The following is a 24,394-nucleotide window of genomic DNA, read 5'->3' as shown; positions in this document are numbered from 1 at the left end:
CGTATTCGGGGGCGTCACGGATCGGACGGTGTATAGTCCATGTGTTTGAATATGGGACACGCCATCGAACTGATGTTCGACATTTGTCTTGAAGTCGGGTATTGTTGAGCATGATCTACCGTTGATGATGGGATGTGCGAGGAAAGGCGGGGTTGTGACTGGACGCAAGACGTCGAAATCGGGCGGCGGGGACGTCGTGATCGAACGTGTGATGAGCAGCGACACATTCCTGTCGCGCGAGATCCGCAAGGCGCCGATGCGCAAGACCGACTCCTCATTGGTGGCGGACATCTCACATATCCCGAACGATCTGAAGATCACCATCCAGGGTGCGCGTGAACACAATCTGAAGAACGTGGATCTCGCCGTGCCGCGCAACAGGATGGTCGTGTTCACCGGACTGTCCGGCTCCGGCAAGTCATCACTCGCGTTCGATACGCTGTTCGCGGAGGGGCAGCGCCGGTATGTGGAGTCGTTGTCCGCGTATGCGCGTCAGTTCCTCGGGCAAATGGACAAGCCGGATGTGGATTTCATCGAGGGATTGAGCCCTGCGGTGTCGATCGACCAGAAGACCACAAACCGCAATCCGCGTTCGACCGTGGGCACGATCACCGAGATTTATGACTATCTGCGACTGCTGTTCGCCCGCACAGGCGTACCGCATTGCCCCGAATGCGGCGAGCTGGTCAGCGCGCAGACCCCTCAGCAGATGGTGGACATGCTGCTGAAGAACCCGGAACGCACGAGATTCCAGATTCTCGCGCCCGTTGTACGCGGCCGCAAGGGGGAGTTCGCCGATCTTTTGGAGCTGCTGCGCGGCGACGGCTATGCCCGCGCGCTGATCGACGGTGAGGAGCGCCAGCTGTCCGACGACATCAAGCTCACCAAGCAGAAAAAGCACACCATCGAGGTCGTGGTGGATCGTCTGATGATCCGCGACGGCATCCGACAGCGGCTTACTGATTCGATCGAGACCGCGCTGCGGCTGTCCAAAGGTGTCATCGTCGCCGATTTCGTGGACTTGGACGAGAAGGACCCGAATCGGCGTCAACCGTTCTCGGAGCACAGGGCCTGTCCGAACGGGCATCAGCTGCAGTTGGACGAGATCGAGCCCCGCACGTTCTCGTTCAATGCGCCATACGGGGCCTGCCCTGTGTGCGATGGCATCGGCTACAAGCTGGAGATCGACCCCGATCTGGTCATCGCCGATGATTCCAAGTCGCTGTCCGACGGCGTGATCGAGCCGTGGGGAGGCGGCAAGACCACGACCGAATACTACGGGCATGTGCTGCAGGGCCTGGCCGACGAACTCGGGTTCTCCATGGACACCCCATGGCGTGATTTGCCTGAGGACGTGCGGCATTCGATCCTGTACGGGCATGATTTCAAGGTCAACGTCTCATATCGCAACCGGTGGGGGCGGCTGCGCGAGTATTCGACCGGATTCGAGGGTGTCGTGCGCACGCTGATGCGCCGGTATCACGAGACCGACTCAGACCAGATGAAGCAGTACTACGAGTCGTACATGCGCGAGGTTCCCTGCCAGGCGTGCAATGGCAGGAGGCTGCGCCCCGAAGTGTTGGCGGTCACCGTAGACGGCGAATCCATCGCCGATGTATGCGACATGCCCGTCGAACGCGGGCTAGCGTGGATCAATGGGCTGAAACTGGAGGGAGCGGCGGCGACGATCGCCGGCGAAGTGGTCAAGGAGATCCGGGCCCGGCTGGGATTCCTCAACGATGTCGGCCTGAACTACCTGACGCTGTCGCGCGCGGCCAAGACGCTGTCCGGCGGCGAGGCCCAGCGCATCAGGCTTGCCACGCAGATCGGCTCCGGACTGGTCGGCGTCATGTACGTGCTCGACGAGCCATCGATCGGACTGCACCAGCGTGACAACGCGCGTCTCATCGAGACGCTGCACCATCTGCGCGACCTCGGCAACACGCTGATTGTCGTCGAACACGACCAGGAAACCATCGAGAGGGCGGATTGGGTGGTCGACATCGGACCCGGTGCCGGCGAGCACGGCGGCGAGGTGATTTACTCCGGTCCGGCGAAGCGCCTCATCGAGGCGCCCCGGTCCGTCACCGGCGATTACATCGCCGGCCGACGGAGCATCGAAGTGCCGGCCGTGCGGCGCAAGCCGCATGCCACGAAGCGCCTTCGCGTGGTGGGGGCAAGGGAGAACAATCTGAAGAACATCACCGTCGATTTCCCCCTTGGCGTGATGACTGTGGTCACCGGCGTCTCCGGCTCCGGCAAATCGACCCTGGTGAACACGATCCTCTACCCGGTGCTCGCCGACAAGCTCAACGGCGCGCGCATCGTGCCGGGCAAGCACACGCGCGTCGAGGGCCTTGACCAGTGCGACAAGGTCATCCACGTCGACCAGAATCCGATCGGGCGCACTCCGCGCTCGAACCCGGCCACATACACCGGCGTGTGGGACAAGATCCGCACGCTGTTCGCTAAGACGCCGGAGGCGCAGGTGCGCGGTTACGGCCCGGGGCGGTTCTCGTTCAACGTCAAGGGCGGCCGCTGCGAGGCGTGCCACGGCGACGGCACGCTCAAGATCGAGATGAACTTCCTGCCCGACGTGTACGTCGAATGCGAGGAATGCCACGGCAAGCGGTACAACCGCGAAACCCTGGAGGTCAAATACAACGGCAAGACCGTCGCCGACGTGCTTGATATGCCGATCGAGGAGGCCGCCACGTTCTTCAAGGCGTACCCGTCGATCTCCCGCTACCTCGACACGCTTGTGCAGGTCGGACTGGGGTATATTCGCCTCGGGCAGCCCGCGCCCACGCTGTCTGGCGGAGAGTCGCAACGCGTCAAGCTCGCCACCGAGCTGCAGCGCAGGTCCACCGGCAAGACAGTGTATATCCTCGACGAACCGACCACGGGCCTGCACTTCGAGGACGTGCGCAAACTGCTGCTCGTGCTGCAGGGACTGGTAGACAAAGGCAATACCGTGATCGTCATCGAGCACAATCTCGACGTGGTCAAGTCCGCCGACTGGATCATCGATTTGGGCCCGGAAGGAGGCGACGGCGGCGGCACGATTGTCACGCAGGGCACACCCGAACAGGTGGCGCAATGCGAAGCGTCCTGGACGGGCAAGTTCCTCAAGGACATGCTGTGACGAACGATATCGAGCGGCATTCACCCGAAGTGTGGAGAAAAGCGGCCGATTCGCTGCGCGGGGAGGCGAACGCTTCGGATGCGGTCGCCAAAGTGAACAGGAACGGGGCTCCGCTGCTGGGGGACACGCGCGACCTGTTCCGGCCGAAGACCGGAGATATCCCCGCCCAGCCCGGAGTCTACAAATGGCGGGACGGCGAAGGACGCGTGATCTACGTCGGCAAGGCGAAAAGCCTGCGCAACCGGTTGACCAACTATTTCCAGCCGCTGTATCTGCTGCATCCGCGCACGCAGACGATGGTGCTCACCGCACGTAGCCTCGAATGGACGGTCGTCGGCACCGAACTGGAGGCGCTCACTCTCGAATACACGTGGATCAAGGAGTTCGATCCCCGTTTCAACGTGCAGTTCCGCGACGACAAGACCTACCCGTATCTGGCGATATCGTCGGGGGAGGCCGTGCCTCGCGTATGGGTCACCCGCAGCCGCAAGAGAAGGGACGCCCGCTACTTCGGCCCCTACGCGAAGGTGTGGGAGCTGAGACAATCGTTGGACAAACTGCTGCGCACATTCCCGGTGCGTACCTGCACGACCAGCGTGTTCCACAAGGCCGAACTCACCGGGCGACCATGCCTGCTCGCGTCGATTGGCAAATGCTCGGCGCCATGCATCGGGAGAATCGCGCTCAAGGAGCACCGGCGCATGTGCGAGCAGCTGGTCGGCGTGATGACCGGTCGGCTCGGCAAGAGCTACATCGCCCAGCTGACGCGGGACATGAAGGACGCCAGCGCCGAACTCGAATTCGAGAAGGCCGCGCGGCTGCGCGACGAAATCCAGATGCTGCAGACCGTCATGCAGCAGAACGCGGTCGTGTTCGATCAGGACGTGGACGCCGACGTGTTCGGCATGGCATCCGACGAGCTTGAGGCGTCCGTGCACGCCTTCATCGTGCGTGACGGCTCGATTCGCGGAGAACGCAACTGGAGCGTCGAACGCGTCGAGGACGTATCCGACGGCGAACTCATCGACGACCTGATCATGCAGGTGTATTCAGACGTGGCCGCCGACAACGGATTGAACGTCGATCCTCATGATGGAACGGACCCTTCCATGGCCTCGCCCTCCGGGAATGAGGGCGTGTCGACGGCCGAAGGGGGAGCCTCCATCGTGGAGAGACGCGACGCCATCGGCAGCACGCAGACGGTGACGGCCAAGAGCAGCGTCGAGCGCGCGCAGGCGACACGCACGAGACGCGAACGGCAGGAACAGACCGGTCGCGCGGACCTGCTGGCGCCAATCGCCCCAGTGCCGCGCGAGGTCATCGTGCCGGTCGAGCCGGCACGCCGTGCAGAACTCGAATCATGGTTGAGCGGGCTGCGTGGCGCCGTGGTCACCATCCGCGTGGCAAGCCGCGGCGAGAAGAAGGCGCTGATGGACCGGGCGAACGAGAACGCCGGGCAGGCGCTGCAACGCAGCAAGATGAGCCGCATCAGCGACATGGGCACGCGCACCGCGGCCATGAACGACGTCGCGAAGGCACTCGGGCTCGCTCAGGCACCGCTGCGCATAGAATGCTACGACATTTCGAACACCGTGGGCGGGGCGTTCCAGGTCGCCTCGATGGTCGTGTTCGAGGACGCCATCGCCAAGAAATCCGAATACCGCAGATTCGCCATTCGCGGTGATGACGGCAAGGGTGCGCTCGACGATCTGAGCGCCCTTTACGAGACGCTGACGCGACGGTTCAGACACGGCAACATCGCCGGCGACTCCGGCGACAGCATGGACAACGAGCGCCGTGCCGAATCGTCCGATACATCCGCATCCACGACGACGGCATCGTCTCCTGACGGCATACGGGACGCGGGAGTCGTCCAGCAGAACACGAACCGGCATCATTTCGCCTACATCCCGAATCTGGTCGTCGTCGACGGCGGCCATCCGCAGGTCATGGCCGCGGCGAAGGCTCTGGCCGATTGCGGCGTGAACGATGTGGCCGTCTGCGGTCTGGCGAAGCGACTCGAAGAGGTCTGGGTGCCGGACGACGAATACCCGATCATCCTCAAACGCCAGTCCGAAGGCATGTACCTGCTGCAGCGGGTGCGTGACGAGTCGCACCGCTTCGCCATCACCTATCATCGTCAGACGCGACGCAAAGGCGCGTTGCGCTCCGCGCTGGATGGCATTCCCGGCGTGGGTGAGACCTACCAGAAGCGCCTGCTGAGCCACTTCGGTTCAGTGCGTGCGATGCGTGACGCCAGCGTCGAGGAACTCGAAGCGGTCAAGGGCATAGGCCATGCCAAAGCCGAAGCCATCCACACCGCCCTTCACGCCGAATAACCGCACACCTCGTTCGCCCCCGCTGGCGGTCTATGAACCCCGCCCCGTCAGCGGGGCGCTATGGACTCCGTCCCCGCTGGGGCGCGAAGTCCATATCCCGCCAGCGGAATTCATTGGTCTATGACGATTTTGTTAAGAACATTTACGGTACGATGGTGGCAGTGAATGATATAGGCAGTGAGCAAGGAGGGGTATGACCGTGATTGCACATCGTTGCGCCGTGCTCGGCAAGCCGATAGCCCATTCGTTGTCGCCGGTGCTGCACAATGCCGCATACAAGGCGCTCGGGCTGGATGACTGGGCGTACGAGCGGCACGAGGTCGGCGAAAGCGATCTCGACGGATTTCTCAAAGGGCTTGATCCGACCTGGTGCGGTCTGAGCCTGACCATGCCGCTCAAGAAAACCATTCAGCCCTATGGCACTCCGTCCAATATGTGGGCGCAGCGTCTCAAAGTCGCCAATACCGCGATTTTCGACTGGCCCGCCGAACCTGGCATCACCCCCGGTGCCACCCCCGACGGCACCTCCGCAACGGGCTCGCTGCCAGCGATCCGCCTCTACAACACCGACGTCATGGGCATCGTGCTCGCCTTCGACCATGAGCTCAAGGCCCTCGGGGAGCCTGACCGTTGGAAGAGCGTAACCTCTGCCGCCGTCATCGGCAACGGCAACACCGCGGCCTCGGCCGTCGCCGCATGCACGGTCATGCTGAAGAACGGGCAGACGAACAAACGCATCACTGTGGCGGCGCGCCACCCGGGCAAGAACTGGCAGCTGCCAGACATCATCGGCGAGGGCGACGCCATCGCATACGAGGAGAAGACGATCGACGCGTCGGCCGACACCCTGCGGGACGCGGACATCGTCATCAGCACGATTCCCGGCCACGCCGCCGACGCGGTCGCCGAAGCCATCGGGAACGACGACTCCTTCCGGCCGCGTGGCATCCTGCTCGACGTGGTCTACGACCCCCGCCCCAGCGCATTGATCCGCGCATGGAGGGCCAAGGGAGGGCTGGCGATCGGCGGTGAGGAGATGCTGCTGTGGCAGGCCATCCTGCAGGTCATCCTCATGACCGGCGCGGACACGGCCGACAGCTCCCTGACGGATGTGCTGGAACCCGCGATGCGACATGCCCTTGAGGAGGCACTGTAATGAACGATCACGCAACCATGAGCCCGGCCGGCGCGCCTGTGCCGCCGGCGGGCGGGAACAGGCCGGAGCCCGCGGACGACTTCGAGGTCCTGCTCATCACGGGCATGTCCGGCGCCGGTCGTTCCCATGCCGCCGACTGCGTGGAGGACATGGGATGGTACGTCGTCGACAATCTGCCACCGAAACTACTGGTCCCGCTGGTCGACATGATGACCAATGCCGGCAAGGACGGCGTGCACAAGCTCGCGGCCGTCATCGACGTGCGTTCGCGCGAGTATTTCGACGACCTGTCAGCCGTGCTCAGCCATCTCGACGACCTGGGGGTGCGCGCCCGCATCCTGTTCCTTGACGCCAGCGACGAAGTGCTCATCAAGCGGTACGAGTCGGTGCGCAGGCCCCATCCCCTGCAGCGTGGAAACCGTCTGATCGACGGCATCCTTGAGGAGCGCAGCCTGCTGGCCAACCTCAAGGAACGGGCCGACATGGTCATCGACACGTCCTCGCTGAGCATCCACCAGCTGTCGACCAAACTATACGAGGCGATGCTCGGCTCCGGCCCGTCCACGGTGGCCGTGCACATCTTCAGCTTCGGATTCAAATACGGGCTGCCGATGGACGCCGATTTCGTGGCGGACGTGCGGTTCCTGCCGAACCCATTCTGGGTGCCGACGCTGCGAGAGCTCAATGGGCAAGACAAGCCCGTCAGCGATTACGTGCTGTCAAGTCCGGGTGCGGGCGATTTCCTGGACGCATACGAGCGGGCCATCCTCGTGGCGTTGGAAGGCTACGCTCACGAGGACAAGCATTTCGTGACCATCGCCATCGGATGCACGGGCGGGCAGCATCGTTCCGTCGTCATGAGCGAGGAACTTGCGAGGCGGCTGCGCGCGCACGGCATATCCGTCACCGTATCGGCCCGCGAGCTGCACCGGGCGCGCGCGTAGCGAGACCGTGCAGCCACTATGCAAACATTTCGTTTCCATAATCCGGCAGCATCGCGTATTCTTGTCCAAGTGATTAGGTATCACAGTAAGCCGGTGGCAGTGCAGGGAGCAGAACCCAGCAGGCCGGGGAAACATTGAGAAGAAACAGGACATAGGAGGTTGGCTCTTGGCTCTTCTGGATGATGTCAAAAGCGAGCTGGCCGCAATCGATAACGAATTGCCTGCGGCGAAAAAGGCGCAGGCGACCGCTATGATTCGTTTCGGCGGCGGGCTGCGGCTGGTACAGCGCCAGATCATCGTTCAAGCGCAGTTTGACTCGCTCAAGGCCGCCCAGTGGCTTCAGGACACCATCAGGGATCTGTATGGGCATGAGGCGGTCATGACCCAGGTTTCTCGCTCGACGCCCAACGGCGCCACGGTGCAGCGATACATGATCCACGTGGAGCGCGGCGGTGCAGCGTTGGCATTGCAGACCGGCCTCCTTGATCGGCGCAAGCGTCTGGTGCGTGGACTTCCCGCGGATATCATCAGCGGCAACATCGCTCAGGTGAAGGCCGCATGGCGTGGAGCCTTCCTGGCTCATGGCGCTCTTTCCGACCCGGGCAAAGCCGGCTTCCTTGAAATCATCTGCCCGTCGAACGAGGCCGCCCTCGCGCTTTCGGGCGCCGCACGCAGGCTCGGCATCACGGCGAAGCCCCGACAGCTGCGCAGTTCGGAGCGTATCACGCTCAAGGACCCCGACGCCATCGAGCGCATGCTCATCCTCATGGGCGCCCCGCACTCAGCAAGGGAGTGGACAGGCAAGCGCACCGACGGCGAGGCACGGGGCAAGGCGAACCGTCTGGCGAACTTCGACGACGCCAACATGCGCCGCAGCGCGAAGGCCGCTGCCGAAGCCAGCGAGAAAGTGCGCCGCGCATTCGAGATTCTCGGCGACGACATCCCCGAAAACCTTCGTGCCGCGGGCCAGCTGCGCCTTGAGCACGGGGATGCGAGCCTTGAGGAACTCGGACGTCTCGCCGACCCGCCCATCACCAAAGATGCCATCGCAGGCCGCATCCGCCGTCTGCTACAGCTCGCCGACAAGACCGCGAAGACCCGCGACCGGGAACAGTCCGGCGCGTCCGTCGGACGCTGACGGCGTCCCTCTGCTCCTGAGAAGCGCCGGAATCAAATCCCGTCATGCACCGCGTCCATGTTCGCTATGGGCGCGGTGTTTTGTTCCGTGCCGCTTGTAATATTCGAATTGGCTAAAACCGGCCATTCCTCGCATATGCGGATAGGAAAGGATACACATGAAGACACTCAAGGATCTCGGAGATCTCAAGGGCAAGCGCGTTCTGATGCGCGCCGATTTCAACGTCCCGCTGGACGGCACCACGATTACCGATGATGGCCGTATCAAGGCCGCGCTGCCGACTATCACGGCGCTTCGCGAAGAAGGCGCCAAGGTCATCCTGATGGCCCACCTCGGCCGTCCGAAGGGCAAGGTCGTCCCTGAGCTGTCTCTGGCCCCGGTCGCCAAGCGTCTGGGCGAGCTGCTCGGCGTCGAGGTCCCGCTGGCCAAGGACACCTACGGCGAGGATGCCCAGGCCAAGGTCGCCGCGATGAACGACGGCGACGTGGTGCTGCTGGAGAACGTTCGCTTCAACCCGGAGGAGACCAGCAAGGATCCCACCGTGCGCGCCCCGTACGCCAAGAAGGTCGCCGCCCTCGGCGAGGTCTTCGTCTCCGACGGCTTCGGCGTGGTCCATCGCGCCCAGGGCTCCGACTACGATGTGGCCGCCGATCTGCCGGCCGCCGCGGGCAAGCTGGTCGAGAAGGAAGTCAAGGCCCTGTCCAAGGCCACCGAGAACCCGGAGCGCCCGTTCACCGTCGTGCTCGGCGGCTCCAAGGTCTCCGACAAGCTCGGCGTGATCGAGAACCTGCTCGACAAGGCCAACCGCCTGGTCATCGGCGGCGGCATGGTGTTCACCTTCCTCAAGGCCAAGGGCTACGAGGTCGGCACCTCCCTGCTCGAAGAGGACCAGCTCGACAAGGTCAAGGGCTACATCGCTACCGCCGAGAAGAACGGCGTCGAGCTCGTGCTGCCGACCGACGTGGTCGTCAACGCCGGCTTCCCGGCCGGTGACACCCCGGTCGCCCCGGAGGTCGTTGCCGCCGATGCCATCCCGGCCGACAAGATGGGCCTGGACATCGGCCCGGATTCCCAGAAGCTCTTCCACGACAAGATCGTCGACTCCAAGACCGTCGTGTGGAATGGCCCGATGGGCGTGTTCGAGGTTCCCGAGTTCGCCGCCGGCACCAAGGCCGTGGCGCAGGGCCTCGTCGACGCGACCGCGGCTGGCGCATTCACCATCGTCGGTGGTGGCGACTCCGCCTCCGCCGTGCGCAACCTCGGCTTCCCGGAGGACGGCTTCTCGCACATCTCCACCGGTGGCGGCGCCTCCCTTGAGTTCCTTGAGGGCAAGGAGCTGCCGGGGCTGAAGGTCCTCGACTGATCTTCACCCGCAATTCGGCTCCCCGGGCGCTTGACGCCGGGGAGCCGCTCCATACGGAAAGGACATCAATGGCGTCACGCATCCCGCTGCTCGCGGGCAATTGGAAGATGAACCTCGACCATCTTGAGGCCACGTATTTCGTGCAGAAACTCGTATGGCTGCTTCGTGACGCACGCTTCGACTACTCCCGTTGCGAAATAGCCCTGATGCCGTCGTTCACGTCGCTGCGCAGCGTCCAGGTGCTGGTCGAAGCCGACAAGCTCAAGATCCGCTACGGCGCGCAGGCCGTGTCGGTGACCACACAGGGTGCGTTCACCGGCGATGTCTCCGCTGACATGATCGCGCACCTCGGCTGCTCGTACGTCATCGTCGGGCATTCCGAACGCCGCAAGTACCATCCCGAAGACGACGTCAACATCGTCGATCAGGTGCGTGCCGTATTGGCGGCCGGCATGCAGCCGATACTGTGCGTCGGAGAAAGCTTCGAGGAACGCCGTCAGGGCATCGAGCTCGACTTTGCCGTCGGACAGGTGCATGACGTGACCCGTGACCTTTCCGACAAGGAGGCCGCGAAGCTCATCATCGCGTACGAGCCGGTCTGGGCGATCGGCACCGGCATGGTCGCCACTCCGGACACCGCCCAGCAGGCCGCCAAAGCCATCCGCGACGACCTCGGCGAGATGTTCGGCCCCGCCGTCGCCGATACTGTGCGCATCCTATACGGCGGATCGGTGTCGTCCAAGAACGCGACGCATCTGATCGGCGAGCCGGATGTCGACGGATTCCTGATCGGCGGCGCGTCGCTCGACCCCGACGAATTGGCGAAGATCGCCCGGTTGACACTCAAGGCGACACGTCGATAGGGAAACATGCGCATATCCGCACGTTTTTCAATGCCCTGCGCTATGCTATGACACAGTACGTTTAATGGAGGTTTCCCCGTGCATATTCTGAAGATCGTTCTTGAGATCATCGTCGTCATCGCGTCCATCCTGCTGACGCTGCTCATCCTCATGCACAAGGGCAAGGGCGGCGGTCTGTCCGATATGTTCGGCGGTGGCCTGACCCAGAACGCCGGCACGTCTGGTGTCGCGGAGAAGAACCTGAACCGCTGGACCATCTTCATCGCACTGGTCTGGGTCGCCATCATCATCGCCCTCGGTCTGATGACAAAATTCAACTTGGTGTGAGCGCGATTCGCTGAAGCACTGTATGCAGCACGTTGAGCCATGGTCACTTGATCATGGCTCATTTCATTGGGCAACGTTTATCGGATATCGTTTGAGGAGCATCTGACATGGTCACCATGAACAGGAACAAAGTCGTCATCGTCGGCACCGGGCAGGTCGGATCCACCGCGGCGTTCGCCATCGTCACCCATGGTCTGTGCAACGAGCTCGTACTCATCGATCATTCCGCCGGCAAGGCGCTCGGCGAAAGCCATGATCTCGATGACGGCAGCGAATTCCAGGACCGGCACGTCAAGGTGCGCAACGGTGACTACGGTGACTGCAAGGACGCCGACATCGTCGTCATCACCGTCGGACGCAAGCCACCGGCCAACTCAACCCGACTCGACGAACTCGGCTTCACCATCGGACTCGTCGGCGACGTGGTCGACCGGGTCATGGCATCCGGGTTCAACGGCGTCATCGTCATGGTCTCCAACCCGGTCGACGTCATGGCATGGTACGCGTGGAAACGCTCCGGCCTGCCGCGCACCCAGGTGCTGGGCACGGGAACCGCGCTGGACACCTCGCGTCTCAAGACCATCATCGGTGAGGAGACCGGGCTGGACCCGCGCAACGTCGGCGGTTTCGTGATGGGCGAGCACGGCGATTCGCAGTTCACCGCATGGTCGACCGTCTCGCTCGGCGGCAAGCCGTTCGCGCGATTCCTGGGCGACAACGCCGACCGATTCTCATCCGTCTCCACGCATGAGATCGAAGAGAAGACCCGTACGCGAGGCAACGAGATTGTCGCGGCGAAGGGCGGCACGAACTTCGGCATCGCCTCGACGGTGGCCGGCATCGTGCAGACCATCCTTTGGGACGAACGCCGCATCGTGCCGGTATCGACCCTGCTCGACGGCGAATACGGCGAACGCGACGTGTTCCTCGGCGTGCCGACCGAGCTGCGTGCCAACGGCGCCAACGAGATTGTCGAGCTGGAACTTGCCGACGACGAGCTCGCCAAGCTGCATCATTCCGCGGAGCTGGTCCGCTCCTACTGCGAAGGGCTGCTGTAGCCGCAGACCGGCACGATTCTTTTTCCCCTGACAGGCTTTACGGAGAAACGCCATGACCAACCCTGAACAGCGACTCATCGTCACCGACCTCGACGGCACGCTGCTGCATGACGCCCCCACCTTCGAGGAGCGGTTTATCACGCAGCGCAGCATTGACACAGTCAAACGCATGCACGATGCCGGTTACCGGTTCGCGGTGGCGACCGCCCGTCCGGTGAGCACCGGCTTCGAGTACGCGGGTAAGTTGCCGGTCGACGCGTACATTTATCTCAACGGTGCCCTGATTGATTTCGCGCCCGAACGTTCCGATTACGATCTGCTCACCTCGGGGCGGCTCCCCTCCGACGGGCATCTGCTGAAGGTCGGCTTCTCCTCCGCACGGGCCTGCGAGGTGTGCCGGTATCTGCTCGACGAGATACCCGGCCTCAGCCTCGGCGTCGTCATGGATGACGTGCGCTACACGAACTTCGACGTGAGCGTGTACTGGAAGACACAGACTTGGCAATTCACCGATTTCACCGACGTCCCCGACGGTATCGCCGACAAGATCATTATCTTCCCCAAGTCGGAGCAATGGGCACATCTGAAGACGCTGGTTCCGCCCGATTTCGACGTGGCGATCTCCGAAGGCTCGATGTGGATGCTGATGAATCCGCTGGCGAACAAGCGGCAGGCGTTGAAAACGCTGTGCGAGCGCATGGACGTGCGGCTCGACGGTACCGTCAGTTTCGGCGATGACCTTATCGACATCGGCATGATGACGACATCGGAAACGGGCGTGGCGGTCGCCAACGCGAACCCCGAGGTCATCAAGATCGCCGACGAGATCTGCCCGCCCAACAACGATGACGGCGTCGCGCAATGGATCGAACGGCATCTGCTGGCATGACGGCGGACAGCTCCGGGCTCGGCACGAAACCGGTCGCGCGGCTCGCCCTGACGATGTCGGTTCCGACCATCGTCGCGCAGGCGGCGAACGCCTCATACACCATCATCGACCGACTGTTCATCGGGCATATCCCCGAGGTCGGCGACGCCGCGATGACCGGTGTCGGCATCTGCTTCCCGATCCTGCTGGCCGTCACCGCGTTCGCGTCGCTGATCGGCGCGGGCGGCGCGCCGAGGGCGTCCATCGAACTGGGTCGCGGCAATTTCAAGAAGGCCGAACGCATCCTAGGCACCAGCGCGGCGTTCCTCGTGGCCATCGCCCTGACGCTCACCGTCATCCTGCAGGCGACGAAGGAGCCGGTGCTGCGCGCTTTCGGAGCCAGCGATGCCAACATCGGATATGCGGTCGACTTCATCACCATCTACCTGGTCGGCACGGTGTTCGTGCAGCTCACACTCGGACTCAACAACTTCATCTCCGCGCAGGGCAAGACCACCATCGCGATGACCTCGGTGCTGATCGGCACCGGCACCAGCATCATCCTCGACCCGGTGTTCATCTTCGTGCTCGGCTGGGGCGTAAAGGGCGCGGCCGTCGCGAACGTGATCGCCCAGTTGATCTCATCGGTGTGGATCATCCTGTTCCTCGCCTCCGGGCGCAGCGCCATCCGGTTGAGGCCGTCCAACATCCGCTTCAATCGAGTCATCGTGCCGATCCTGACCCTCGGGTTGGCGCCGTTCATCATGCAGATCACCGAATGCCTCATCAACGTGGTGTTCAACGTCGGGCTGCAACGATACGGCGGTGACGACTATGTCACGTCGATGACCATCATCACCTCGCTCATGCAGGTGGTCAGTGTGCTGACCAACGGTTTCCAGCAGGGCATCCAGCCGATCATCGGGTTCAACTTCGGTGCCCGGCGCATGGATCGCGTGCGGCAGGCCATCCGCGTGGCATTCATCGCGCAGATCACTTCGGCCACGGTGCTGGTGTCGCTTCTTGCCGCATTCCCAAGCGTGTTCGCCGCATGGTTCACGTCGTCGCCGGAAGTCATCGGCATCGTGACCCGCATGATGCCGGTCTTCGTCGCCGGATGGGGCGTGTTCGGCATCCAGATGGGCGCGCAGTGCGCCCTCGTCGGCATGGGGCAGGCCAAGCAGTCCGTGTTCCTGGCGATCTTCCGCAAGATCATCATGCTGGTGCCGCTCGCCCTGACACTACCTCACTGGATCGGAGTGACCGGCATCTTCCTCGCCGAGCCGATCTCCGACGCGACTTCCGGCATCGTCGCGGGCATCCTGTTCTACGTCACCTACCGTTCGCTGACACGGGGCAGGATCGCGGATGATGCCAAGAACCGGTGAAGGCGGCGCCCGCCGTATTGCCGGCTGCCAATGCTCATTGGGGGGCATGTTCGTGCAATGGTGTCATGGGAAGGAGGCGGGAGCGCCCGGACCGGGCGAGCACCGGCTTGATGTCGAAGGAGACATGATGACGATGCGTTCATATCATCAGACGAGGATGCGGGTTCCGGCAATACTGGCGGTCTTAGCCATGATACTGGTTTTTGCCGGATGCGGCGGTCGGGTCGTTTCCGTGGCCTGTGACGCCGGCGTGCAGTACGGCAATCTCAGCGATGCCGTCGCTGCATCGGATAGTCACCGTTGCCACGATTGACAGGATGAAGCAAGCCGATGGCGACCAACAGGATCTGTATGACATGACGCTGAAATCTGGAAGCGTCTCAAGGGGTCTGTGGAAGGTAGTGATATCACGGTCACCGTCAATCTTGGATGCGAAGGAGCGGGTGCCAAGGACGATTTCATCGCGAAATATGGTGCGGAGACCAAGATCATTGTCCTGCTCGCCAAAACGGACGATGGAGCCTATCAGCTCTCTAATCTGACCCAAGGTATCCGGCGATACGATGACACGGCCTTCAAGGAGTGTCGGACGCCGTAGCGTAGTTTGTGATGACCACCCCAGTCGTCCTACGCGCCTCATTAGCCCGTTCCATCTCCTATCTCGATTTTGAGGGGTTGATTCCGGCGTCCCGGAACATCTATCTGCGTTTCAAGGGGTTGCCTGAATGCGGTACCCGGAGTATATCGGGGTGTTCAGCATTGGAATCATGCGGTTCCCATGGTGTTTATACTCGGGCACCAACCCCTCGAAACGCAGTTAGATGTCTGAGCGAGCCTCAATCAACCCCTCGAAACGAAGATAGCCCTCGAATCAGTCGGTCATCGTTTGAACGACGAATGTGCAGCACTGTCAAGCACGCCGATGAGCAAGCCTGCCAGCGCCGGAATGATCCATCCCAGCTGGAATTGCTGCAGCGGCAGCATGTTCAATATGGCCTCTAGCCATGGCAGGGAGCCGCCGAATACCGTGACGATGCTCGCCAGACATGTGGCGAATGACACGATGGCCACCAGCAGTACCATCCAGAAGTACACGCGCGAAAAATGAGCGGCGAGGATTCGATGGGTCAATGCGAGCGTCACCAACACGATGGCAATCGGATACAATGCGGCGAGCACGGGCACGGACACCTTGATGATCATGCTGAGTCCGGCGTTGGACACCACGAAACTGAACACGGTGAACAGTGCCTGCCATGCGCGATAGCTCACGCGGCGACCGGCGACGGTGGCGAATCGCGTGTGGAAGTATGTGGCGCACGTGCAGATCAGACCCGTGCAGACATTCAGACAGGCGATGACGAACACGATGCCCAAAAATACCATGCCGAACGTGCCGAACAACGAGGCCGTGAGATTGGTGAGTACGGTCGCGCCTGTATCGGTCGCTGGATTGACCGAGGCAATGCTCCCGGACACGACACCCACATAGCCGAGCACCGCATAGATCACGATCAGCAGGATCCCGGTGCCGAGACCGGCGTATGCGGTCTCCCGACGAATAAGCGTGTTGTCGGTGACATGCATGGCGCGGACGTTCGCCGAAATCACGATGCCGAAGTACAAAGCAGCTAGCAGATCCATGGTTTGATAGCCGTCCAGGAAGCCCCGGGACGCCTGATGCACCGCATAATCGCCTGTCGGTTGCGTCGGTGTTACCGCACCATGCGCCAGGCAGGCTATGAACAGCACTGCGATGAACGCCAACAGCAGCGGCCCCATGAACCGTCCCAACACGGCCGACAGTTTCTCGGGATGCTGGGCCAGCAGGAAAGCCACGGCGAAGAACACCAGCGAGTACGCCAGCTGCGTCGTCCAGCCGCCCCATCCAGTGCGGGAGGGCAGGAATGGCGCCACCATCATCTCGTATGACGTGGTCGCCGTGCGTGGGATGGCGAAGCACGGGCCGATGGTGAGCATGATCGCCACGCCGAGCAGCGAGGCGAACGCCGGGGACACACGACGGGCGAGCTCGTCGAAGCCACCCGCGAACGTGACGGCGAGCACGCCGAGAATCGGAAGGCCGACCGCCGAGACGATGAACCCGATGATGGCGGGAACGGTGGCAGCGCCCGCCTGCGCCCCAACGAACGGGGGAAAGATGAGGTTGCCCGCACCGAAGAACATCGAGAAGAACGTGAACGCCATGACGAGGCGTCCGGAGAACGGGAGACGGCGCCGACCGCCGGATTCGGCGGTGTTGATGTCTGTTGGTATGGGAGTCGTTGCCATAACGGTACTGCTTTCTGTTGCGGCGGCTCGGCGCCTGTCTTCTCGGCACCTGTCTTCTCGGCACCTGTTTCGGACTCGGTTCCCGGCGGTCGGCATGAATCCACCCGCGTCGGGTGGCCCGACCCGTGATAAGCCCATGGCAGCGCAGTTTAACACATTGCTGTGCGTTGGGGAATAGGTCAGTGGCGGGCGGTCGCCCATGCCGCCGTGGAATGCGCGTGCGCGAGCATCATGCCGATCACGGCCAGCAGACAAGCCAGAGCGACCATGAGGATGATGTCCTCATGTCCTTTCGACTGTAGCGCCGCGCCCGTCAGCGCTCCGAGAAACATGGCCAATACGGCGACGGCGCGCCGGCCGAGTTTTGACATCTCATGGCCGTGGGCGGATGTGTCGGCGACGATGCCGGTCACGGTCATCGTCAGCACGGTCGTCGGCAGGTCGGGCACCGCGAGCCGCCGGGCAGTGGAGTTCTGGATGCCCATCGCGGGGGCGATCAGCACGATCAGCATCAGATGATGGACGTCGATGTGGCGGGCGGTGGGGAAGTTGAGGCTCGGCTGCGATGACACCTGTATACTGCCCATGCCCAGAGCCGGTTCCGCGGAATAGTGGTTCAGCAGGTACAGCCCGATCAGCGCGGCGAGGATGAACGCGGCCTGCACGATCGACGAGATCAGCAGATGGCGGGCCCGGTGTTCTCCGAACCGGCGTATGATGCGGCCTCCGATGAACGCGCCGAAGGCGAAGCACACCAATGTCAGCGCCGATGTCCACCAGACGAACCCCTGTGCGTGGGCGAGCGCGAAGCCAAGGAAGACGATGTTGCCGGTGACGTTCGCCACGAACACATGTCCCAAGGCCAAGTAGCTCAGTGCATCGACCAGACCGGCGATGAACGTCATCAGCACCATGGCGGGGGAGAGCAGCCCGTATTCGTCATCCTTGCGGGGAATCAGCGTGCGTCCTGCCTCTGCCAGATGCAAGTTCATGTGGTTGACGGTCCTTCTGTTTGTAGTTTCTGCTTGAGTGATGCGCTGGCGCATGTTCGCGGCGAGAGAAATACCCTTCGGCATGATACACGAAGGGGCGTCATTCACGGCCTTTCCCGGTTTCGACATGGCGTTCGTGTGCGGTCTAGCAGTGTATCACGTGAGAAGCCCCCGGCCGTTATCGGGTCGGGGGCTTCTCACGATTATGTGGTCAGGCGTATGTCACGCTTGACCGGTCGGTCTCAGGCGTTCACGCGGTCGATGCCGGACTGCACGTCGGCCAGCACGGAATCCCAGGACTTGATGAAGGCGGCGACACCGTCGGCCTCCAGCTTGTCGGTGACGTCCTTGAGGTTGATGCCCAGCTCGGCCAGCTTGTCGATGACGGCGTGGGACTCCTCGTAGGTGCCCTCGATGGACGGAGCGCCGTTGCCGTGATCGGCCAGAGCGTTCAGGGTCTTCTCGGGCATCGTGTTGACGATGTGCTTGGCAACGAGCTCGTCGACGTACTTGCAGTCGGAGTAGGCGGCGTTCTTGGTGCCGGTGGAGGCCCACAGCGGACGCTGGACCTTGGTGCCCTTGGCGGCCAGGTCAGCCCAGCGAGGATCGGCGGCGAACTTCTTCTCAAAGAGCTCGTAGGCGAGGCGGGCGTTGGCGACAGCGGCCTTGCCCTCAAGGGCCTTGGCCTCATCGGAGCCGTTGGCTTCAAGCAGCTTGTCGACCGCGGTGTCCACGCGGGAGACGAAGAAGGAGGCGACGGAGCCGATGTGCTTCAGGTCGTGGCCGTTGGCGGCAGCCTGGGCGATGCCCTCGATGTAGGCGTCGATGACCTGCTCGTAGCGCTCCAGCGAGAAGATCAGGGTGACGTTGACGGAGATGCCCTTGGCGAGGGTGGCGGTGATGGCCGGCAGGCCTTCCAGGGTCGCCGGGATCTTGATCATCGCGTTCGGGCGGTTGACCTTCTCCCACAGCTCGACAGCCTGCTTCTCGGTGTTCTCGGTGTCGTGGGCCAGACGCGGGTCGACCTCGATGGAGACACGGCCGTCGACGAAGTCGGTGGCCTCGGCGATCTCGCGGAAGATGTCGGTGGCGTTGCGCACATCGGTGGTGGTGAGCTCGCGCACGGCGGTCTCGACGTCGACCTTGCCGAGTTCCTTGAGCTGGGCGTCGTACGGGCCGACCTGGCTCAGAGCCTTCTGGAAGATGGACGGGTTGGTGGTCACACCGACGACGTTCTTGTCCTTGATGAGCTCCTGCAGGGAGCCGGACTCGATACGGGTGCGGGACAGGTCGTCCAGCCAGATCGAGACGCCGTTGTCGGACGTGCGCTGAGTTGCTTCAGTCATATTGTTTTCTCCTTTGATTCCGTAATGGAACAAATCTTCAATGGCGCCCCTCCCGCGAGGGGCTTGTCGGCCGTGCCGACCGGGAGGGAGCCGCCCGACGCGTATTCGCCTCGGCGGGCGGCTCCCGATGGATCACTTGGCGGCTTCGGCTTCCGCGATGGACGCCTTGGCGGCCTCGACCACGTGCTCGGCGGTGATGCCGAGGTCGATCATGTTCTGCGCGCCATCGCCCTGCAGACCGAACTGTTCGATGGAGACGGGCTTGCCGTAGGAGCCGAGGTACTTGTACCACGGCATCGCCACGCCGGCCTCGACGGACACGCGGGCCTTGACGGAAGCGGGAAGCACAGCTTCCTTGTACTCGGCGTCCTGCTCCTCGAACCATTCCATGGACGGCATGGACACGACGCGAGCCTTGATGCCCTCACCGGCCAGGGTCTTCGCGGCGTCGACGGCCCACTGGACCTCGGAGCCGGAAGCCATGAGGATGACGTCCGGGGTGCCCTCGGTGTCGACCAGGACGTAAGCGCCCTTGCGCACGCCGTCCTTGGCCTTGGCGGCGGTCTCGGCGAGCACCGGGACGCCCTGACGGGTCAGCACCATGGCGCCGGGCAGCGTGTTCTTCTTCTCGAAGAAGTAGCGGTAGGCCTCGGCGGTCTCGAAGGCGTCAGCCGGGCGGATGACCTCAAGCTGCGGGATGGCGCGGAAGGAGGCAAGGTGCTCGACCGGCTGGTGGGTCGGGCCGTCCTCACCGACGGCGACGGAGTCGTGCGTCCACACGTACAGGTTCGGGATCTCCATGAGGGCGGCCAGACGGACGGCGGAGCGCTCGTAGTCGGAGAACATGAAGAAGGTGCCGCCGAACGGACGGGTGTGGGAGCCCAGCAGGATGCCGTTGGTGATGCAGCCCATCGTGAACTCGCGCACGCCGAAGTGCAGCTGACGTCCGAACTCGTTGCAGACCGGCCACTGCTTGGTGGCGCACTCCGCAGGAGCGAAGGTGGCAGCGCCCTTGAGGTCGGTCTTGTTGGAGCCGCCGAGGTCGGCGGAGCCACCCCACAGTTCCGGCATGACGGCCGCGATGGCGTTGAGGACGGAGCCGGAGGCGCCACGGGTGGCGACCTTCTTGCCGACCTCGAAGGTGGCCTCAAGATCGTCGAGGGCCTTGTCGAAGCCTTCCGGCAGCTCGCCGGCCTTCAGACGGTCGTACAGGGCGGCCTTGTCCGGGTTGGCCTTGCGCCAGGCGTCGAACTTCTCGTCCCATTCCTTGTGGGCTTCCAGACCGCGCTCTGCGACCTTGCGGGCGTGGGCGAGGGCTTCCTCGTCAACGTGGAAGGACTCTTCGGGGTCGTAACCGAGCAGCTTCTTGAGGCCGGCGACGGCTTCGGCGCCCAGCTTGGAGCCATGGGAGGACGGGTCGTTGGTCTTGCCCGGGGTCGGCCATGCGATCAGGGAGTGGACCTTGATGAGCTTCGGCTGGTCAGGCGCGGCCTTCTCGGCCTTGGCGATGACCTCGGCCAGACCCTCGATGTCCTCCTTGTAGGAGCCGTCGGGCTGGATGAAGCTGAATTCGTCGGTGTACCAGCCGTAGGCCTGGAAGCGCTTGAGCACGTCCTCGGCCAGCACCAGGTTGGTGTCGCCTTCGATCTGGATGCGGTTGGCATCGAAGATTACGGTGATGTTGCCGAGCTTCTGGTTGGCGGCAAGAGCGGCGGCTTCGCCGGAGATGCCTTCCTCGATGTCGCCTTCACCGCAGATGGCCCAGATCTTGTGGTAGAACGGGGACTCTTCCTTCGGGGTCTCCGGGTCGAGCAGGCCGCGCTGGAAGCGTTCGCCGTAGGCGAAGCCGATGGCGGAGGCAAAGCCCTGACCCAGCGGGCCGGTGGTCATTTCGATGCCTGGGGTCAGACCGTACTCGGGGTGGCCCGGGGTGCGGGTGTCCGCGCCGCCGCGGAAGTGCTTGAGGTCGTCCAGAGTGACGCCGTAGCCGGAGAAGTACAGCTGGACGTACTGGGTGAGCGAAGCGTGGCCACCAGAAAGGATGAAGCGATCGCGGCCTTCCCAGTTGGGGTCGTTCGGATCATGCTTGATGAAATGCTGGTAGAGGGTGTAGGCGACGGGCGCCAGGGAGACGGGGGAACCGGGGTGGCCGCTTCCATCCTTCTCAACCGCGTCGGCCGACAGGACCTTGGCCATGTTGATGGCGCGCTCGTCCAGCTCGGTCTCCTTGAATTCGGTCATGGATGTACTTTCCTTCCAATACTTCGGGCACCACGCATTTCGGCTTATGCCGCGCCATGCATGCCCTCACATTGCAATCCCATACTAACGTTGTGAACAGACTTAGTGGTTCGCTTTTGGCGTGTTTTGGTAGATTATGTTATGTTAGCGCTCACAACTTGTGACTGACTCATGCCGGCGGCTGCGTCATGAAATCATCTGATAACGAACGCGTTAGCACTCAAGGGCAAAGAGTGCTAATACTGGGTACGTCATCGTTCGACCGACCCACTCCGGGAGTGTCGGGCGTGTCGTGAATACGGGAAAGCCGTGAAGGCGTGAATGCCGGGGAAGAACAGGAGGAGACATGGCGCAACCACGACGCATGGTGGTGCTTCGCGCCATCGTGGAGGATTACATTCGATCCCAGGAGCCGATAGGATCGGCCGCTCTGACGAAGAAGCACGACCTCGGCGTCAGCTCGGCGACCATCCGCAACGACATGGCGTCCCTCGAGGAAGAGGGGTATCTCATCCAGCCCCACACGTCCTCGGGCCGCATCCCGACGGAGAAGGGCTACCGGTACTTCGTGGACCGCCTGTCCACCGTCGTCCCCCTCTCCGACGCGCAGCGCAAGGGAATCGCGGCGTTCCTGTCCGGATCCGTCAGCCTGCAGGACACGTTGCAGCGCGCGGCCAGACTGCTTTCCCACATAACCGGTCAGGTGGCCGTGGTCGCCTCCCCGTCCCCGGCCAAGGCGAAGGTGCTGCGCGTGCAGATCGTCCCCGTCTCATCCACGTTGCTGCTGATCGTGGTCATCACCGACGCCGGCAACGTCGCACAGCATACGCTCGCCCTGTCGCCCCAGCCGACGGATATCACGCTCGCCGACGTGGGATCCGTCGTGAACGGAGCCTGCCTCGGGCTCACCTTCGCGCAGGCTGCCGAACGGGTCCGTTCCCTCAAGTCGTCGCGGCGGGAATCCGTTGCGCTGCTTGAAGGGCTGGCGCAGGTGTTCGAGGCGATGGGAGACAACGAAAGGTCCAGTGAACTGTATATGGCCGGCGCGTCGCACCTGGCCCATCGGCGTGACATCGCCGACATGGCGCCGCTGTTCGACGCGCTGGAGGAGCAGATCGTGCTGATGAAACTCATGAGCGCGCTTTCGGAGGACACCGACGCCTATGGGGTCGGTGTAGCCATTGGTTCGGAGACGCACACGCCGGAATTGCTGCATGCTTCGGTGGTCACCAGCGGCTACGGAAACTCGCCGGCATCCCGGACGGAACCGGCGGAATCGGACGCGGGACATGAAGACGGCGGTGGATCCGCGCTTGGCGGCGCGGCGCATGCCAATACGGCTCAGACCGGCATGGCGAGGGAGCTCCGCATAACGGATGACGCCGACGCGGAGCCCGGCAAAATGGACGATGGCGATAGCGTCGCGATGCCATCTCTCGACGGCGGGTCGGGCGGGTCGGGCGAATCCAGCGGGCCGGTGGCCTTCGTCGGCTCCATCGGACCGACGCACATGGACTATGCCGCGACCATAGCCGCCGTACGTGCCGTGGCCCGGTACCTGACCCGTGCGATATCGTCGTACGATGACGGCGACGGCAACTGACTGAGCCTTATGGCACAATAGCTCCCCGAACACCAACAAGAAAGAACGAGCAGTGGCAGATTACTACGAGGTGCTGGGCGTCGACAAGTCGGCCAGCGACGATGAGATCAAAAAAGCGTATCGCAAGATGAGCCGCAAGTATCATCCCGATATCGCCGGCCCCGAATACGAAGACAAGTTCAAGGAAGTGAACAACGCCTACGCGGTGCTCTCCGACCCCGACAAGCGCCGCATGTACGATTCCGGCGTGGACCCCAACGACCCCAATGCGGGCGGATTCGGCGGCGCATCGGGATTCGGCATGGGTGACATGTCCGACATCTTCGGCCAGTTCTTCGGAGGAGCGTTCAGCGGCGGCTCGCAGGGCCCCGTTCCCCGCACCCAGCCGGGTCGCGACGCGCTGGCGAGCGCCACCATCGATCTTAAGACGGCGGTCTTCGGCGGCACCACGCACATCAAGATCAATACTTTCGGTCTGTGCCAGCAGTGCGGGGGCTCGGGCACCGCCAACGGTTCTCAGCCCACCACCTGCCCGGACTGCCACGGCCAGGGGTTCCGGCAGAAGGTCGTGCGCACGATGCTCGGCCAGATGATGACCTCCGCGCCCTGCGAGCGGTGCGAGGGGCACGGAACGGTGATCTCCGACCCCTGCCCGTCCTGCATGGGGCACGGCCGCGTCCGGACATCGCGCGAGGTGGGGATCTCGGTTCCCGCTGGCATCGCGGACGAATCGCGCATACGCCTCGCCCATCAGGGCGAGGTCGGTGAAGGCGGCGGCGCGGCCGGCGACTTGTACGTCGACGTGCGCATCAAGGCCGACAAGCGCTTCACCCGCAGCGGCGACGACCTGCATTGCTGGATTCAGGTGCCGATGAGCTGGGCCGCATTGGGTCACGACATGGAGATCGACACCTTCGACGGCAAGCAGAAGGTGACCGTGCCGGCCGGATGCCAGCCCGAGGAGACGATTGTCCTGAAGAACCTGGGCGTCACCAAGCTGCGCCAATCCGGCGAGCGCGGCGATCTCGTCGCCCATGTCAACGTGCACATCCCGACCAAGCTGACCGACTCGGAGCGTTCGCTCATCGAGCAGTTCGCGGCCAGCCACGACGCCTCGGCGTCGCACGTCGCGCAGAGCTCGCGCCCCGCCACCGGCAGCCAGCGCAAGGGGTTTTTCAGTAAGTTGAAGGACGCGCTGAGCTGAATTCGGCTATGCTCGTCCATGCTCGGCAGCGCTCGTCATTCGCGCCGATCAGCGGCTTCGGCATTGAAAAGGGCTTTCAGACACTCTGGTCTGAAAGCCCTTTCCCGTACATATGCCTCTTGTTGCG

18 protein-coding genes are annotated in these 24,394 nt (G+C 63.1%); 14 read left to right on the top strand and 4 right to left on the bottom strand.

Going from position 1 to position 24,394, the window contains the following annotated elements; translation table 11 throughout:
- Window positions 1-211 precede the first annotated feature (211 nt).
- The 12 genes from uvrA (at window position 212) to BBBF_RS05085 (ending at window position 15,187) form a co-directional block, all read left to right on the top strand.
- A complete protein-coding gene (uvrA, locus tag BBBF_RS05145; RefSeq protein ID WP_167335617.1) occupies window positions 212-3,145 on the top strand; it encodes an excinuclease ABC subunit UvrA in 2,934 nt (977 codons plus the stop codon).
- Window positions 3,142-5,484, top strand: a complete 2,343-nt coding sequence (gene uvrC / locus BBBF_RS05140) for an excinuclease ABC subunit UvrC (protein ID WP_017143419.1) — start codon at window positions 3,142-3,144, stop codon at window positions 5,482-5,484. The genes uvrA and uvrC overlap by 4 nt, the downstream gene beginning before the upstream one ends.
- 193 nt (window positions 5,485-5,677) lie before the next feature.
- Window positions 5,678-6,640 carry a shikimate dehydrogenase family protein gene (locus tag BBBF_RS05135; protein WP_003813281.1) on the top strand — a complete coding sequence of 321 codons (963 nt, stop codon included), beginning with the start codon at window positions 5,678-5,680 and terminating at the stop codon, window positions 6,638-6,640.
- A complete protein-coding gene (gene rapZ, locus BBBF_RS05130; RefSeq protein WP_003813279.1) occupies window positions 6,640-7,584 on the top strand; it encodes an RNase adapter RapZ in 945 nt (314 codons plus the stop codon). The genes BBBF_RS05135 and rapZ overlap by 1 nt, the downstream gene beginning before the upstream one ends.
- Before the next feature lie 166 nt (window positions 7,585-7,750).
- On the top strand, window positions 7,751-8,722 hold the full coding sequence (gene whiA / locus BBBF_RS05125) for a DNA-binding protein WhiA (protein WP_003813277.1): 972 nt from the start codon (window positions 7,751-7,753) through the stop codon (window positions 8,720-8,722).
- A gap of 157 nt (window positions 8,723-8,879) precedes the next feature.
- Entirely contained in the window at window positions 8,880-10,085 is a 1,206-nt protein-coding gene (locus tag BBBF_RS05120) for a phosphoglycerate kinase (RefSeq protein ID WP_003813274.1), read from the top strand.
- Window positions 10,086-10,153: 68 nt separating this feature from the next.
- Entirely contained in the window at window positions 10,154-10,948 is a 795-nt protein-coding gene (tpiA, locus tag BBBF_RS05115) for a triose-phosphate isomerase (protein WP_003813273.1), read from the top strand.
- 78 nt (window positions 10,949-11,026) lie between these two features.
- The gene (secG, locus tag BBBF_RS05110; protein ID WP_003813271.1) at window positions 11,027-11,275 is read left to right on the top strand and encodes a preprotein translocase subunit SecG; all 249 of its coding nucleotides are present in this window, start codon (window positions 11,027-11,029) and stop codon (window positions 11,273-11,275) included.
- Window positions 11,276-11,382: 107 nt separating this feature from the next.
- The gene (locus BBBF_RS05105; RefSeq protein WP_021648407.1) at window positions 11,383-12,333 is read left to right on the top strand and encodes an L-lactate dehydrogenase; all 951 of its coding nucleotides are present in this window, start codon (window positions 11,383-11,385) and stop codon (window positions 12,331-12,333) included.
- A gap of 52 nt (window positions 12,334-12,385) precedes the next feature.
- A complete protein-coding gene (locus BBBF_RS05100; RefSeq protein WP_003813266.1) occupies window positions 12,386-13,222 on the top strand; it encodes an HAD family hydrolase in 837 nt (278 codons plus the stop codon).
- On the top strand, window positions 13,219-14,589 hold the full coding sequence (locus BBBF_RS05095) for an MATE family efflux transporter (protein WP_021648408.1): 1,371 nt from the start codon (window positions 13,219-13,221) through the stop codon (window positions 14,587-14,589). Before BBBF_RS05100 ends, BBBF_RS05095 begins: the two co-directional genes overlap by 4 nt.
- Before the next feature lie 391 nt (window positions 14,590-14,980).
- Window positions 14,981-15,187, top strand: coding sequence for a hypothetical protein (locus tag BBBF_RS05085; RefSeq protein ID WP_003817485.1), 207 nt, complete (start codon window positions 14,981-14,983; stop codon window positions 15,185-15,187).
- A 281-nt stretch (window positions 15,188-15,468) separates the two neighbouring features.
- On the opposite strand, the gene brnQ is transcribed toward BBBF_RS05085, so the two are convergent.
- The 4 genes from brnQ to tkt all read right to left on the bottom strand — a co-directional run bounded on the left by brnQ (window position 15,469) and on the right by tkt (window position 21,460).
- Window positions 15,469-16,881, bottom strand: coding sequence for a branched-chain amino acid transport system II carrier protein (brnQ, locus tag BBBF_RS05080; RefSeq protein ID WP_003817484.1), 1,413 nt, complete (start codon window positions 16,879-16,881; stop codon window positions 15,469-15,471).
- 179 nt (window positions 16,882-17,060) lie between these two features.
- Entirely contained in the window at window positions 17,061-17,873 is an 813-nt protein-coding gene (locus BBBF_RS05075) for a YoaK family protein (RefSeq protein WP_003819623.1), read from the bottom strand.
- A gap of 242 nt (window positions 17,874-18,115) precedes the next feature.
- Window positions 18,116-19,219, bottom strand: coding sequence for a transaldolase (tal, locus tag BBBF_RS05070; protein ID WP_021648412.1), 1,104 nt, complete (start codon window positions 19,217-19,219; stop codon window positions 18,116-18,118).
- 132 nt (window positions 19,220-19,351) lie between these two features.
- Window positions 19,352-21,460 carry a transketolase gene (gene tkt / locus BBBF_RS05065; RefSeq protein ID WP_021648413.1) on the bottom strand — a complete coding sequence of 703 codons (2,109 nt, stop codon included), beginning with the start codon at window positions 21,458-21,460 and terminating at the stop codon, window positions 19,352-19,354.
- 346 nt (window positions 21,461-21,806) lie between these two features.
- On the opposite strand from tkt, the gene hrcA reads away from it, so the two are divergent.
- Complete coding sequence (hrcA, locus tag BBBF_RS05060; RefSeq protein WP_013389946.1) at window positions 21,807-23,063, top strand: heat-inducible transcriptional repressor HrcA; 1,257 nt, start codon at window positions 21,807-21,809, stop codon at window positions 23,061-23,063.
- Between the two features lie 52 nt (window positions 23,064-23,115).
- Window positions 23,116-24,267 (top strand): molecular chaperone DnaJ, encoded by a 1,152-nt coding sequence (dnaJ, locus tag BBBF_RS05055; protein WP_003813250.1) that lies wholly within the window; start codon window positions 23,116-23,118, stop codon window positions 24,265-24,267.
- Window positions 24,268-24,394: the final 127 nt, after the last annotated feature.

The sequence above is a fragment of the Bifidobacterium bifidum ATCC 29521 = JCM 1255 = DSM 20456 genome (assembly GCF_001025135.1).
Lineage (GTDB): Bacteria > Actinomycetota > Actinomycetes > Actinomycetales > Bifidobacteriaceae > Bifidobacterium > Bifidobacterium bifidum.
This window is presented reverse-complemented; position numbering and strand designations above follow the sequence as displayed.

Bases quoted from the DNA above. Each gene is read 5' to 3' on its own strand.
- BBBF_RS05105 (WP_021648407.1), top strand. From the start codon at position 11,383: ATGGTCACCATGAACAGGAACAAAGTCGTCATCGTCGGCACCGGGCAG.
- rapZ (WP_003813279.1), top strand. From the start codon at position 6,640: ATGAACGATCACGCAACCATGAGCCCGGCCGGCGCGCCTGTGCCGCCG.
- brnQ (WP_003817484.1), bottom strand. From the start codon at position 16,881: ATGGCAACGACTCCCATACCAACAGACATCAACACCGCCGAATCCGGC.
- tal (WP_021648412.1), bottom strand. From the start codon at position 19,219: ATGACTGAAGCAACTCAGCGCACGTCCGACAACGGCGTCTCGATCTGG.
- BBBF_RS05135 (WP_003813281.1), top strand. From the start codon at position 5,678: ATGACCGTGATTGCACATCGTTGCGCCGTGCTCGGCAAGCCGATAGCC.
- BBBF_RS05075 (WP_003819623.1), bottom strand. From the start codon at position 17,873: ATGAACTTGCATCTGGCAGAGGCAGGACGCACGCTGATTCCCCGCAAG.
- BBBF_RS05095 (WP_021648408.1), top strand. From the start codon at position 13,219: ATGACGGCGGACAGCTCCGGGCTCGGCACGAAACCGGTCGCGCGGCTC.
- tpiA (WP_003813273.1), top strand. From the start codon at position 10,154: ATGGCGTCACGCATCCCGCTGCTCGCGGGCAATTGGAAGATGAACCTC.
- BBBF_RS05120 (WP_003813274.1), top strand. From the start codon at position 8,880: ATGAAGACACTCAAGGATCTCGGAGATCTCAAGGGCAAGCGCGTTCTG.
- hrcA (WP_013389946.1), top strand. From the start codon at position 21,807: ATGGCGCAACCACGACGCATGGTGGTGCTTCGCGCCATCGTGGAGGAT.
- uvrA (WP_167335617.1), top strand. From the start codon at position 212: ATGAGCAGCGACACATTCCTGTCGCGCGAGATCCGCAAGGCGCCGATG.
- BBBF_RS05100 (WP_003813266.1), top strand. From the start codon at position 12,386: ATGACCAACCCTGAACAGCGACTCATCGTCACCGACCTCGACGGCACG.
- tkt (WP_021648413.1), bottom strand. From the start codon at position 21,460: ATGACCGAATTCAAGGAGACCGAGCTGGACGAGCGCGCCATCAACATG.